This is a genomic window from Actinoplanes sp. NPDC089786 (assembly GCF_040684855.1).
Taxonomy (GTDB): Bacteria; Actinomycetota; Actinomycetes; order Mycobacteriales; family Micromonosporaceae; genus Actinoplanes.
The window spans coordinates 293446-306623 of record NZ_JBFBGU010000007.1 but is presented as its reverse complement, the minus strand read 5'-3'; the positions used below and the strand labels follow the sequence as shown (position 1 = coordinate 306623).

Annotated in this window: 9 protein-coding genes; 3 read left to right on the top strand and 6 right to left on the bottom strand. The window is 71.1% G+C overall.

The window, feature by feature from the left end; all coding sequences use genetic code 11:
• Nucleotides 1-9: 9 nt before the first annotated feature.
• From AB0O15_RS23360 to AB0O15_RS23350, 3 genes are read right to left on the bottom strand one after another with little or no spacing between them, the layout of a single operon-like run.
• Entirely contained in the window at nucleotides 10-1170 is a 1161-nt protein-coding gene (locus AB0O15_RS23360; protein WP_364322084.1) for a hypothetical protein, read from the bottom strand.
• A complete protein-coding gene (locus tag AB0O15_RS23355) occupies nucleotides 1167-1937 on the bottom strand; it encodes a TIGR03943 family protein (protein WP_364322082.1) in 771 nt (256 codons plus the stop codon). Before AB0O15_RS23355 ends, AB0O15_RS23360 begins: the two co-directional genes overlap by 4 nt.
• Entirely contained in the window at nucleotides 1934-2062 is a 129-nt protein-coding gene (locus AB0O15_RS23350; RefSeq protein WP_364322080.1) for a hypothetical protein, read from the bottom strand. The genes AB0O15_RS23355 and AB0O15_RS23350 overlap by 4 nt, the downstream gene beginning before the upstream one ends.
• Before the next feature lie 184 nt (nucleotides 2063-2246).
• Here AB0O15_RS23350 and AB0O15_RS23345 point away from each other — a divergent pair, with 184 nt between their 5' ends.
• Complete coding sequence (locus tag AB0O15_RS23345; RefSeq protein ID WP_364322079.1) at nucleotides 2247-5201, top strand: family 16 glycoside hydrolase; 2955 nt, start codon at nucleotides 2247-2249, stop codon at nucleotides 5199-5201.
• A gap of 55 nt (nucleotides 5202-5256) precedes the next feature.
• Here the strand turns inward: AB0O15_RS23345 and AB0O15_RS23340 are convergent, their stop codons facing one another.
• Together AB0O15_RS23340 and AB0O15_RS23335 are read right to left on the bottom strand one after the other, a co-directional pair.
• Nucleotides 5257-8289: an EAL domain-containing protein gene (locus tag AB0O15_RS23340; protein WP_364322077.1), complete on the bottom strand. Its 3033-nt coding sequence runs from the start codon at nucleotides 8287-8289 to the stop codon at nucleotides 5257-5259.
• A 3-nt stretch (nucleotides 8290-8292) separates the two neighbouring features.
• A complete protein-coding gene (locus AB0O15_RS23335; protein WP_364322075.1) occupies nucleotides 8293-9387 on the bottom strand; it encodes a gfo/Idh/MocA family oxidoreductase in 1095 nt (364 codons plus the stop codon).
• Nucleotides 9388-9521: 134 nt separating this feature from the next.
• On the opposite strand from AB0O15_RS23335, the gene AB0O15_RS23330 reads away from it, so the two are divergent.
• Complete coding sequence (locus tag AB0O15_RS23330) at nucleotides 9522-10961, top strand: MFS transporter (protein ID WP_364322074.1); 1440 nt, start codon at nucleotides 9522-9524, stop codon at nucleotides 10959-10961.
• Nucleotides 10962-11000: 39 nt separating this feature from the next.
• Here the strand turns inward: AB0O15_RS23330 and AB0O15_RS23325 are convergent, their stop codons facing one another.
• Nucleotides 11001-11918, bottom strand: coding sequence for a 5'-3' exonuclease (locus AB0O15_RS23325; protein ID WP_364322072.1), 918 nt, complete (start codon nucleotides 11916-11918; stop codon nucleotides 11001-11003).
• A gap of 107 nt (nucleotides 11919-12025) precedes the next feature.
• Here AB0O15_RS23325 and AB0O15_RS23320 point away from each other — a divergent pair, with 107 nt between their 5' ends.
• Nucleotides 12026-13171, top strand: coding sequence for an acyl-CoA dehydrogenase family protein (locus AB0O15_RS23320; protein ID WP_364322070.1), 1146 nt, complete (start codon nucleotides 12026-12028; stop codon nucleotides 13169-13171).
• Nucleotides 13172-13178 lie beyond the last annotated feature (7 nt).

Here is a 13178-nt window from a genome sequence, read left to right as displayed (position 1 = left end):
CAGAGGTCCTCAGGCGGTGCGCAGGTCGATCGTGTGCCAGACGGTGGTGTCCTGATCTCCCGTAGACCACCAGACCACGCCGTTGCGGGCGTGCGCGGTGCCGGCGTCGGCGGCCAGCTCGGTGGTCGTACCGTCGGCGAGGTCATGGACCACCAGAGCCTCCGTCCCGGTGAGATCCGAGTCGGGCCGGGGCCGCCCGAGCACCTCGAACCGGTCCAGCAGGGCCGCGTCGGTGAGCGCCGCGGTAGCCTCCGGCCCCGCGATCTGGCGCCGGTCACTGCCGTCCGGCCGCATCACGTCGATCCGCGCCAGCCCGCCCGCCGCCACCACCATCACGCGGCACCAGGCCGGGACGCAGGTCGCCAGCTCGGCGCCGCTGATTCGAACCTCGACATCCCGGCTGGTCACCGGATTGCGCAGGGTGGTAGCCCCGGTCTGATCCCCGGCGCCGTCAACCAGCCACGGCCAGGCGGACAGCGCCCACACCCCATCCTGCACCGTCACAGTCACCTTGCCGCCGGCGAGCGGGACCGAGCGGATCTCGGTGCGCTCGACGGGCTCCACATCCGTCGCCGCGCCGGGCGTTTCTCTGGCGCTTGGCGTTCCGCCGGGCGTTGCTGTGGCCGTCGTTGTTGTGCCGGCCGCCGCGGCGGCCCAGTGCACGGCGCCGTCGGCGATGACCAGGTCGTAGGCCGAGCCGTAGCCGACGAAGTTTCCGGTGTCGGCGGTGAGCCGCCGCGCTTTGGTGGTGCCGATGTCAGCCGCCCAGATTTCGGTGGCCACCCGGCCGTCGTCACCCTGCGAGGTCGAGGACTCCACCCAGGCGATCGTCGTGCCGTCCGTGGTGAACGAGTCGAACACCGGGATGTCCGCGAACGGCCGGCGCCGCAACTCGGCGAAGGACCCGTCCGCCGCCCGCGCCACGAGCCGGAGTTGATCACCCGCCGGGCTGGGCGAGGTGCCGATGGCACTGCGCGCGTCGAGGAAGAGCCCAGGGGTGAAGATCGGCCCGTCGGCGAGGTTCCCGGCGAACTGGGCCCGCTGCGCCCGCGACACGGCCGGCGTCGTGGGCGCGGGGTCTTCCCGCTGGGGCAGAAGGATCAGGAACGCCGCGGCGGCCAGAGCGGCGGCCAGGCCGATCAAGGCGACGCGGTTGCGTGGCTCGGTCACTCGTACTGCTGCCTTGGTGCGGGGATCTGCTTCCAGGTACGGACCTCCAGGTAGGGGACGGCGGCCTGGTTGATCTCGTCGGCGGCGGTGCGGTTGATCCACGTGCCGTCGGTTTCCACCCAGGTGTCGGGGGCCAGGCCGGACGGCAGGTTGCCGGCGAGCGCCACCTTGATCGGGCGGCCGTCGGCGGCGCAGCAGGAGAGGACCATCCGGGTGAGCATCGGGGCGCCGTCGGGGCCGGGGGTGATGAAGCCGGTCAGCCGTACCGTGCGGCTCCGAAGGGTTCTGCCGTCGTCGAAGACGGCGCGTGAGGCGTAGTCGAGGAGGCTCACCGGCACGGGGTCGCCGGGCGGCAGGGCGGGATAGACGGCGTCGGAAGGTGCCACGCTCAGGACGCTGCCGGAGCGTTCGGCGGCGTCCGCGCCGAGGGCGGGTGGCGACACCAGGAGCAGGCCCAGCACCGGAAGAATGAGCAGCCATCCGACTCGCGGCTCGTGGTGGGCGTGGCCGTGGTCGTCATGCCCGCCGTCCTCGACCACGGCGGCCGGAGAGGAGCCGGCGGCCGGAGAGGAGCCGGTGGCGCGGCGGGGCGGGCGGAGGTCGTACCAGAGGGTCATGATCGCGGCCGTGACCAGGAGCAGGCCGGCGACCACCAGGAACGGGCGCAGGCCCTCCTTCACGTAGCGCAGCGACAGGTCCGTGACGCCGGCCTTGGCGATCGCGCCGCCGAAGAGGAGCAGGATGACGGCCTGGGCCTGGCGGTTCACAGGAGCACCGCCCCGACGCGCAGGGCGGCCAGCACGGCCGCCGCGAAGTGCAGATCGACAGCAGGACGGCCAGTTATCGCGAGGATCTCGACCGAGCCGATCCGCCGCCGGGTGAGAGCTGACACCGCGACAGGTTAACCAGCGGGACCACCCATGCATTAATCGCGAAGCTCGCATATCCCTCCGAGGGACTTTCGGCGCGCGAGAGAAAAGTTCTTTTATATACGGCGAAAGATATGGACGTGGCGTCGGTAGTGGACCAACATGTTCATCAATCCGAATCTCTCGTGTAACACCCGGGGAGCGCCGATGATCCGTCCACTGCTCGTCACGGCCCTTGTGGGGTCGCTGGCGATCGCCACGCCGGCGTACGCCGCCGACGAGATACCGCCGCAAGAGCCAGGCGTCACGATGCGTACGTACGACATCGGGCCGTTGAACACCATCTGCGAGCTCAAGCAGGGCCAGACGCCCAACGTGGACAAGCTCATGCAGAGCATCGACTGGACCACCGCGGAACAGTTCGGCTTCGAGGACAACTTCCTCACCCACGTCATCGCGAACCTCACGGTCCCGTCCGACGGCTCGTACGCGTTCCGGCTGACCAGCGACGACGGCTCCAAGCTGTACGTCGACGACAAGGTCGTGATCGACCACGACGGCCTGCACGGCGCCGAGCCCAAGGACGGCTCCGTCCAGCTCACCGCGGGTGTGCACGGGCTGCGGATCGAGCACTTCGAGCGCAGCGGCGGCCAGCAGCTCACGCTGGCCTGGCAGCCGCCCGGCGCGAGCGAGTTCGCCCTGGTGCCCAACACGGTGCTCAGCACCGACGCCGAGACGGTCCGGGTCACCGCGCCGGGTCGCAAGGAGTGCACCACCGGCGCCGACTCCCCGGGTGACGGCCTCCCGCTGACCGACGTGAACCCCGGTTACACGCTGACCAACCTGCGTCCGCCGGGCTTCGAGCCGACCGTGTCGGGCATGGCCTGGCGCCCGGACGGCAAGCTGCTGATCTCCACCTGGGGCGGTTCGGACAAGAACGCCGGTGAGGTCTACCTGCTCGACCACGTGACCGGGGCGACCTCGCCCGAGCAGGTCACGTACACGAGGCTCGCCGGTGGTCTCAAGGAGCCGATGGGCATCGCGTACGTCGACGGCCTGACCTACGTGTCGCAGAAGCATGAGCTCACCGAGCTGAAGGACACCGACGGCGACGAGGTGCTGGACGCGAAGCGGACGGTCGCGACCTTCCCGTACGACGGTAACTTCCACGAGTTCGCGTTCGGCCTGCTCTACAAGGGCGGCAACTTCTACCTCAACCTGTCGGTGTCGATCAACCTGGGCGGCGCCACGACCGACCCGCAGGGTTCGCCCGGCCGGGGCGTGAGCCTCGTCATCAACCGCAAGACCGGCAAGGTCACCACGGTCGCGGGCGGGCTGCGTACGCCGAACGGCATCGGTTTCGGCCAGGGCAACGACGTGTACGTGACGGACAACCAGGGTGGCTGGCTCCCGTCCTCGAAGCTGGTCAAGATCCAGCAGGGCGACTTCTACAACCACTACACCAACCCGGACGGGCAGTTCGACGGCAACCCGGTGACCCGGCCGGTGCTGTGGATGCCGCAGAACGAGATCGCCAACTCGCCGAGCACCCCGGTGCTGCTCAAGTCCGGGCCGTACCGCGGTCAGTTCGTGATCGGCGACGTCACCTACGGCGGCCTCCAGCGGGCCGCCCTGGAGACGGTGCGCGGCCAGGAGCAGGGCGCCCTGTTCCGGCACACCCAGGGCCTCGAGGCCGGCATCAACGAGGTGTCGCTCGGCCCGGACGGTGACATCTACGTCGGCGGCATCGGGGACACCGGCAACTGGGGCCAGGACGGCAAGCTCAAGTTCGGGCTCCAGAAGCTCACCCCCAACGGTACGAACGTGTTCGACATGAAGACGATGAGCGCCACCGGCACCGGCTTCAAGATCGAGTACACCAAGCCGCTGTCCGACGAGACGATCGAGAAGCTGGCGACCGCGTACAAGGTCGACCAGTGGCGGTACGTCGCCAGCGCCCAGTACGGCGGCCCGAAGGTCGACCAGGAGACGCTGAACGTGACCGGCGTGTCGGTCTCCAAGGACCGCAAGACCGTCAAGCTCGACATCGCCGGACTCAAGCGCGACCGGGTCGTGCACCTGCGCTCGCCGCGGCCGTTCGCGGCCCGCGGTGGCGAGACCCTGTGGAGCACCGAGGCCTGGTACACGCTCAACGAGATCCCGGGCGTGACCCCCGAGCAGGAGGTCTTCTACGACCTCGAGGCGGGCGAGCCGGGTGGCGGCGCCACCTTCGCCACCGACCACCGCGGCTTCACCGGCGTCGGGTTCGTGGCCGGCTTCGGCACCATGAACGCCAAGGTCACGACCCACGTCAAGGTCAAGGAGGCCGGCGAGTACGCGGTCGGCCTGCGCTACTCGAACGGTCCCAACCCGTTCAGCGGCACCAAGACGGTCAGCGTCTACGTGAACAACCGCAAGGTCCGTCAGGTGTCCCTGCCGACCACGGTGACGTGGGATGACTGGGCGCAGGCGACCGAGAAGCTGACGCTGAAGCGGGGTATCAACACGATCAGCTACCGGGTCGACGCGGAGGACACCGGACACGTCAACCTGGACGCGATCAGCATCCGCAAGCCGGGCGAGCGGATCAACCTGATCAACGGCACCGGCCTGGCCGACTGGCAGCACACCGACGGCCGGTTCCCCGAGTGGCCGTCGGTCGAGGGCAACGCGGTCGAGGTCTGCTGCGGTGACCTGCGCACCAAGGAGGCGTTCGGCGACTACAAGCTGCACGTCGAGTTCAAGGTCCCGCTGCTGCCCCCGGACGTCACCGGCCAGAACCGTGGCAACAGCGGCGTCTACCAGCAGGAGCGGTACGAGCTTCAGATCCTCGACTCGTACGGCGACACGACGCTCGACAACAACGAGGCCGGCGCCATGTACACGATCAAGGCGCCGGACGTGAACGCGGCGACCGCGCCGGAGACGTGGCAGACGTACGACGTCACGTACCGGGCGGCCCGCTACGACGCGGCCGGCGTCAAGACCGAGAACGCCCGGATCACGGTGATCTGGAACGGCGTCAAGGTGCAGGACAACGTCGAACTGCCGCGCGGCACCGGCGGCAACATCGCCGAGGGTCCCTCGACGGGCGCGATCCGCCTGCAGGACCACGGCAACAAGGTCCGCTACCGCAACGTGTGGATCGAACCGACCGTCTGATCAGGACGGGAACGGCCGGGCGGCCGGGCGCTGATCAGCGTCCGGCCGCGACGTTCTACACCGGGAAGACGGCGGGGCTGGAGCGGATCCACCCGGTGACCACGTCCGGCCAGACCGGCCTCGCGAAGAGATAGCCCTGGCCGTACGGGCAGCCCATGCGCTCCAGCAGCTCGTGCTGGGCCGGCTCCTCGATGCCCTCGGCGACCACGGTCAGGTCGAGGTTGCGGGCCAGCGTGACGATCGCGTTGACCAGCGCCCGCTGCTGGCCGCTGCCGAGGATGTCGTCGATGAACGATTTGTCGATCTTCAGCACGTCGACCGGCATCTGGCGCAGGTAGCTCAGCGACGAGTAACCGGTGCCGAAGTCGTCGATCGCGATGCGTACGCCCAGCGATCGAAGCTCTCGCAAGTCTTCCCAGACCTGCTCGACGTCGCGCAGCACCAGGCTCTCGGTGATCTCCAGCAGCAGCTGCCCGGGCCGCGCGCCGGTCTGGGCCAGCGCCTCGCGCACCTGGCCGACGAACCCGGCCGACCGGAACTGCCGGGCCGACACGTTTACGCTCACGTAGCCGGGCGCCTCCCCGGACCGGCCCCAGGCCACAACCTGGCGCAGCGACTCGCGCATCACCCAGGCGCCGATCCCGGTGATCGCGCCGTTCTCCTCGGCCAGCTCGATGAAGTGCTGCGGCGCGAGCAGCCCGCGGGCCGGATGCTGCCAGCGGACCAGCGCCTCCACCCCGGCCAGGGCGCGGCCGCTCAGCTCGACGATCGGCTGGTACTGGATCACGAACTGCTCGGAGTCGACCGCGTCGTGCAGCGCGGTGCGCATCTCCAGCCGTTCCTTCATCGCCGAGTGCAGGTCGCTGCGGTACGGCTGCCAGGTGCCCTTGCCCGCGCCCTTGGCCAGGTACAACGCCATGTCCGCGTGCCGCAGCAGCTCGGTCGCGTTCTTCGCGTCCCGGCTGACCGCCACCCCGACGCTGGACGCCGCGCTGACCACGTACATGCCGCCCAGGCCGTCGCTCAGGTCGACCGGCACGCTCAGCGCGGCCACGATCCGGGCCGCCATGTCCTCGGCCGCGCCCGGGTCGTCGCTCTGCTCGATGAGGATGGCGAACTCGTCGCCGCCCATCCGCGCCGCCGTGTTGCCGGCCCCGACCGCCGACGCGATCCGCTTGGCCACGGTGACCAGCAACTGGTCGCCGACGGCGTGCCCGAGCGTGTCGTTGACCTCCTTGAAGTCGTCCATGTCGACGAACAGCACGCCGATCGCCGCGCCGTCCCGCTCGGCCAGCGTGAACGCGTGCTCCAGCCGGTTGCGGAACAGCACCCGGTTGGCCAGGCCGGTGAGCTCGTCGTGGAACGCCTGATGGGCCAGGTCGTTCTCGAGCCGGCGGCGCTCGGTGACGTCCCGCAGGGTGAGCACCACGCCCTTGACCGTGCGGTCGTCACTCAGGTCGCGGGCGTCGCACTCGACCTGGAGCAGGCGGCGGTCGGCGCACACCGCGGTCAGGTCGGCGCCGTCCAGCGTGGCGCCGCGCCCGACCCGGACCTGGTCCAGCAGGTCGGTCAGCTCGTGCCGGTGGGTGTCGGCGATGATCGCGGTGAGCGGCTGCCCGGTCAGCTCGGTGCGGCCCAAGGTGGTGGCGGCGGACGGGCTCGCGTACGTGATGGTGTCGTCGTCGCCGATGATCAGGATGACGTCGGAGGCGCTCTGGATGAGCGTACGGAAATAGGCCTCGCTGTCCCGCTGGTGCACCTCGCTGGTCAGCCGGATGCGTTCGAGAACCACCGCCACCTGCTGGAACAGCGCCTCGAAGGACGGGCGGACCGAGTGCAGCACGCCGAGCGGGGCGCCCAGCGCGGCGACGCCGAGCCGGGGTGGCGTGCCGGGCAGCGGGACCACGCCGTACAGCACCGTGTCGTAGCCGTTGGTGGGCACGTCCGGCGGCACCTCGACCGCCGGGACCAGCCCGAACCCGGGCTCCCAGCGCTCGTCGCCCAGCTCGCGCTCGGTGATGAACAGCTCGTACGGCTTGGCCGGCGGCATCAGCTTGCCGGTGGCCTCCCGCAGCGCGCCCTGCACATCGTCGAACGTGGCGGCCGAGAACAGCGTCGCGCTCGCCTCCCGCAGCCCCCGCTCCCGGGCCGCGGCCTGCCGTTGCGCGGTGATCAGCCCGCCGACCCGGGAGAGCACGAGCAGGAACATCAGCGCGGCCGCGGCCGCGATCACCGGAGCGTCGTCGATCTCGTTCTGCAGGTACTCGATGTAGAGCACCACCGGGGCGATCAGCGCGGCGACGGTCATGATGGCGAGCCGGCGGCTGCCCGGCCCGGCCTCGGCGTGCGCCTCGCGCTGGTTGCCCAGCTGGGTCATCGACGGGTGCAGGCCGGCCAGACCGAGGAACAGGTAGTAGAGGATCCAGCCGATCTCGACCGGGCTGCCGGTGGCCCAGGCGGTGTCCAGCCGGGCCAGCCCGTAGACGACGTCCGAGGCGAGCAGGCCGACGATGCCGGCGGCGAGCACGGTCAGCGACTGTGGGCTGCGGCCCGGCGCCACCAGCAGGCGCAGCAGGATGGCCAGCGAGAGCACGTCGCCGAGCGGGTAGCCGACCGAGACGACCTTCTCCAGCAGCGACAGGTCGGTGGCGCGGGTGTACGGCGCGATCAGGTAGACCCAGGACAGCAGGCCCAGGCCGACGGTGGGGACCAGGGCGTCGAGCAGGGCGGCGCGGTTGCTGCCGGCGCCGGCCTGTACGCGTACGAAGATGAGCAGCCCGGCGGCGAGCAGCACGTAGACGACCAGGTAGAGGATGTCGGCCGGCCCGGGAAACGATGGTGTGCCGCTCAGCGCCTGGACGTAGTAGATCGAGTCGCCGGCCGCGAAGCAGGCGACCGAGGCGGCGATCAGCGCCCAGGGCAGCCGGCGGCGTGGCCGGTGCAGAACGGCGCCGGCCACGATCGCCGCCGTGCTGGACAGGCCGATCGCGCTCCAGGCGTACACGTGGCTGCCCGGCCAGGCGTAGTAGATCGCGGACAGGAGCACGATCCAGGCGACGAAGCACCACTGCGCCACACGCGCCCGCATCCGTCACTCCGATCCGGCGATCACCCCGTCATCGGGAAGATCGGATGGCGCCGCCCATTCCTGAGCCCACGCCTCCCGCGACGTCACCACTGTCCGGTCTGTGTCGGCCGCCTCCTCGACCGCCAGCGCCAGAAGATGATCCTGCAGACCCGAGGCCAGCGGGTACGGAGGGGAGCCCTCGCCGCGCACCCAGTCCGCCATCCGGGTCAGCAGCGTGGCGATCGCGATCTCCTCGTCGTTGAACCGCGGCCCGGGGAACGGGTTCCGGAACAGCACCCGGTCACCGAACGTCAGGTGGTCGGTGTTGTAGCCATCGAGGTCGAGGTCGTAACCGGTCTGCCGGCGGACGATGGGCGTCCGCGCGATGGTCTCCGGGCCGAGCAGCCGGACCACCTCGTCGTCGCGCAGCTCGCCGTGCGTGCCGCGGACCAGCAGCCGCCGGAACCGCAACTGGTTGTGCCACTGGTTGTCGGTGAAGTCGTACAGGCCGGAACGCCCGTCGCCGAAGTCGAGCACGCCGAACGTGGTGGTGGCCGGCTTGGGCTCGTCGTCGCCGGTCCAGCCGTCCCGGGTCAGCGGGTCGACCAGCGGCGCGGTGGTGCGCGTGGCCCGGACGGTGACCGGCCCGTACCCGATCTCCATGAATCCCCGCATCATCGAGATCGCGTGGTACATGTGCGTCGACGACACCTGCACCTGCGTGGGCGTGCCGATCACCCCGGCCCGGACGGCGGCCAGGCGGGCCGCGTGGGCCGGGACCATCAGGTACTGCTCGGCCACCTGGACCAGGCCGGACGCGCCGACGTCGGCCCAGAGCGAGCGCAGGCCGTCGGCGTCCGGGGCGGGCGGGGTCTCGGCCAGCACCGGCAGGCCACGCTCGACCGCCGCGCGGACCACCGAGGGGTTGACGTCCCACGGCACCGCGGTGACCACGAAGTCCGGCCGCGGCCCGTCGTCCAGCGAGGTCAGCGCCGGCACGGCCAGGTCGCGCGGCGAGCGCACGACCGCGCCCAGGCACTCCAGTCCCGGAATCTCGGCGGCGATCCGCCAGAACATCTCGGCCCGCCAGGCCGCGCCCACCACGACGAAACTTGTCATACCGCGAGACTAGATTCATCGCGTGCGATTCCTCGTCGGCGCCGCGCTGCTTGTTCTCTCCGACGTGCGGCCCTATCGGCTGCCGTGACGGCGCTCGCAGTTTGCCGCGGCCCGGCCAGGGGCAGTCCGCGGTGATGACCGACCGCAACCGCTGGAAGGCGATGTCCGTCGCGCTGGTGGCGGGCTTCATGACGCTGCTCGACGTGAGCATCGTCAACGTCGCCCTGCCCTCCATCCGCGCCGACCTCGACCTGTCCGCGGGGGATCTCCAGTGGGTGCTGTCCGGCTACGCGCTGACCTTCGGGCTGTTGCTGGTGCCGGCCGGCCGGTTCGGCGACGCCCGCGGCCGGCGCAACGTGTTCATCGTCGGCGTCGCGCTGTTCACGCTGTCCAGCGCGGCCGCCGGCCTCGCTCGGAGCGCGCTGTTCCTGGTCGTCGCCCGGCTGATCCAGGGCGCCGCCGCCGGCGTGGTCAACCCGCAGGTGTCCGGCCTGATCCAGCAGCTGTTCGAGCCGAAGGAGCGGGGCAAGCCGTTCGGTCTGCTCGGCGCCACCATCGGCGTCAGCACGGCGGTCGGCCCGCTGCTCGGCGGGCTGCTGATCGCCCTGTTCGGCGCCGAGAGCGGCTGGCGCTGGATCTTCTACATCAACGTCCCGATCGGCATCGCGGCCATCGTGCTGGCCATGCGCTACCTGCCCGGCCCGGCCGAGGCGAAGGCGAAACGGGAGTCGCTCGACCCGATCGGCGTCCTGCTGCTCGGCCTGGGTGTGCTGTTGCTGCTGTTGCCCCTGGTGCAGGAACGGGAGTGGCACGGCCCGGCCAAGTGGCTGCTGATCCCGGCCTCGGTGGCCGTGCTGGCCGCGTTCTACGCCTGGGAGCGCCACCACGCCCGGAGCCACACGCCGGTCATCGAGATGGGCCTGTTCCGGGTTCGGTCGTACGCGCTGGGCGCCCTGATCGGCATGCTCTACTTCGCCGGCTTCCCGGTCATCTTCTTCACCTACACGCTCTACCTCCAGAACGGGCTGCGGTTCAGCGCGCTCGCGTCCGGCCTGGCGGTCACGCCGTTCGCGGTGGGCGCGGCGGCGGCGTCGGCGCTGGGCGGGCGGATCGTGGCGCGGTCGGGCCGCCCGCTGGTCGTGACCGGGCTGGTCATGGTGGCCGGCGGCCTGGGCGCGACGGTGCTCGTGCTGAGCCTGGTCGCGGGCAGCGGCGGCGTCTGGCCGGCCGCCGTCCCGTTGCTGGTCGCCGGGGTGGGCAGCGGCCTGGTGATCAGCCCGAACCAGACGCTCACCCTGGCCGAGGTGCCGGTGCGGCGGGCCGGCAGCGCCGGGGCGGTCCTCCAGACCGGGCAGCGGATCGGCACCGCGCTGGGCATCGCCGTGGCCGGGACGGTCTTCTTCGCCCAGCTGGCGAGCTCGCGCGGAGACTGGATCCCGGCGTTGCGGGCCGCCCTGCTCGTAGCGATCGGCTTCGTGCTGGTGGCGCTGGTCGCCGCGGTCGTCGACGTGGTCGCCTCGCGCCGTGACCCGGCGCCCGAGCGCACCCCTGAGCCGGTGGGCCGGCCGGGCTGACGCTCGATGCCAGCCCTGGGCCGGGCCGGGTCCGTCCGGTCAGCCGGCCAGCGCGTCCACGAGCCGGCGGGCCGAGCCGGCCAGGTTCCACCGCTCGGCCAGCGCGAGCAGCTTCTCCTCGTCCTTGGGCGCCTTGGGCAGGGCCGGGTCGAAGTCGGGCAGCTTCACGTCGAGGGCCACCTTGCACACCGGCAGGGCCCGGTCCAGGTACTCCTTCGCGTCCTTGAGCTTGTTACGGACGCCCGGGGCGAAGCCGGCGTCCGGGTCGTCCAGGGCGGCCAGGATCTGGTCGACGCCGCCGTACCGGTTGACCAGGCGCGCGGCGGTCTTCTCGCCGACACCCGGGACGCCGGGCAGGCCGTCGCTCGCATCGCCGCGCATCGCCGCGAAGTCGGCGTACCAGCGGGCCGGCACCCCGTACTTCTGCATGACCAGGGCGTCGTCGGCGTCCTCGAGCTTGGCCACGCCCCGCCCGCAGTAGAGCAGCCGGGTGCCGCGCTCATCGTCGACCAGCTGGAACAGGTCGCGGTCGCCGGAGACCACCTCGACCGGGGCGGGCTGGGTCGCGGCCAGCGTCCCGAGCACGTCGTCGGCCTCGTACCCGTCGACGCCGAAGGCGGGAACGCCGACCGCGGCGAGCACCTCGAGGAGGATCGGGATCTGCTTCTCGAGCGACGGCGGCACCACCTCGACGTCGCCGTGGGCGACCCGGTGCTTCTTGTACGACGGCACCAGCTCGACCCGCCAGGCCGGCCGCCACGACGCGTCCAGGGCGCAGACCAGGCGGTCGGGGCGCCGGGTGCGGATCAGCTGGGAGATCATGTCCATGAATCCCCGGACGGCGTTCACCGGCTCGCCGGCCTTGGTCTGGGCGGCCTTCTCGGGAATCCCGTGGAACGCACGGAAGTAGAGGCTCGGCGCGTCCACGGCGAGGAGCGGCTGTCGAGGTTCAGACATGCGGTGAGCCTATGCCCTGTCTCAATTCACTTTCGAGGCGCTTCACCAGGTGGCGAATGTGGAACAGGGCACCCCCACAAAAACCAAACGAGCGTTAAGCTAGGGCCATGGTGGAGCGGGTGCTGCCGACGGACGACGCGTACCAGCTGCTGGGACTCGCCGAGGAGATCGCCGACGGGGAGCTCACGCCCCGGGCCGCTGACTTCGAGGAGCGGGGCGAATTCCCCCGGGAGGTGATGCTGACCCTCGGGCGGTCCGGCCTCCTCGGGCTGCCCTACGCCGAGGACGACGGCGGCTCGGGTCAGCCGTACGAGGTCTACGTGCAGGTGCTCGAGGTCCTGGCCGGGCGCTGGCTGGCCGTGGCCGAGGCGGTCAGCGTGCACACGCTGTCGTGCTTCCCGGTCGCCCAGTTCGGCTCCGAACGCCAGCGCAAGATGTTGCCCGACCTGCTCGGCGGCGACCTGCTGGGCGCGTACTGCCTCTCCGAACCGGCCGGCGGCTCGGACGCCGCGTCGCTGACCACCAAGGCCGTCCGCGACGGTGACGACTGGGTGGTCAACGGCACCAAGGCCTGGATCACGCACGCCCGCCAGGCCGACTTCTACAACATCTTCTGCCGTACGGGCGGGCCCGGCGCCACCGGCATCTCGTGCCTGCTGGCCGACCGGGGCACGCCCGGTCTCGTGCCGCAGGAGGCCGAGCGGACCATGGGCCTGCGCTCGTCCGCCCCGGCCCAGATCGTCTTCGACGACTGCCGGGTGCCTACCGACCGACTAGTCGGTAACGAGGGGGCCGGGTTCACCATCGCCATGCAGGCCCTGGACGCCGGTCGCCTCGGCATCGCGGCGTGCTCGGTCGGCCTGGCCCAGGCCGCGCTCGACTACGCCCTGGCGTACTCACGCGAACGGGTGCAGTTCGGCCGGCCCATCGGCGACTTCCAGGGCATCGGGTTCCTCCTGGCCGACCTGGCGACGCAGGTGTCCGCGGCCCGGGCGCTGCTGCTGCACGCCGCCCGGCTCAAGGACCTCGGCCGCCCGTTCCGCATCGAGGCGGCGAAGGCCAAGCTGTTCGCCTCCGACGTCGCGATGCGGGTGACCACCGAGGCCGTGCAGGTCCTGGGTGGCGCGGGTTACGTGCGTGACCACCCGGTGGAGCGGTGGTTCCGGGAGGCGAAGATGCTCCAGATCGTCGAGGGCACCAACCAGATCCAGCGGCTGGTTATCAGCCGCGCGCTGGCCAAGGGCGAACGCTAGGCCGTGC

Coding starts and splice junctions, on each gene's coding strand:
- AB0O15_RS23320 (WP_364322070.1), top strand. CDS start 12,026: ATGGTGGAGCGGGTGCTGCCGACGGACGACGCGTACCAGCTGCTGGGA.
- AB0O15_RS23330 (WP_364322074.1), top strand. CDS start 9,522: ATGACCGACCGCAACCGCTGGAAGGCGATGTCCGTCGCGCTGGTGGCG.
- AB0O15_RS23325 (WP_364322072.1), bottom strand. CDS start 11,918: ATGTCTGAACCTCGACAGCCGCTCCTCGCCGTGGACGCGCCGAGCCTC.
- AB0O15_RS23335 (WP_364322075.1), bottom strand. CDS start 9,387: ATGACAAGTTTCGTCGTGGTGGGCGCGGCCTGGCGGGCCGAGATGTTC.
- AB0O15_RS23345 (WP_364322079.1), top strand. CDS start 2,247: ATGATCCGTCCACTGCTCGTCACGGCCCTTGTGGGGTCGCTGGCGATC.
- AB0O15_RS23340 (WP_364322077.1), bottom strand. CDS start 8,289: ATGCGGGCGCGTGTGGCGCAGTGGTGCTTCGTCGCCTGGATCGTGCTC.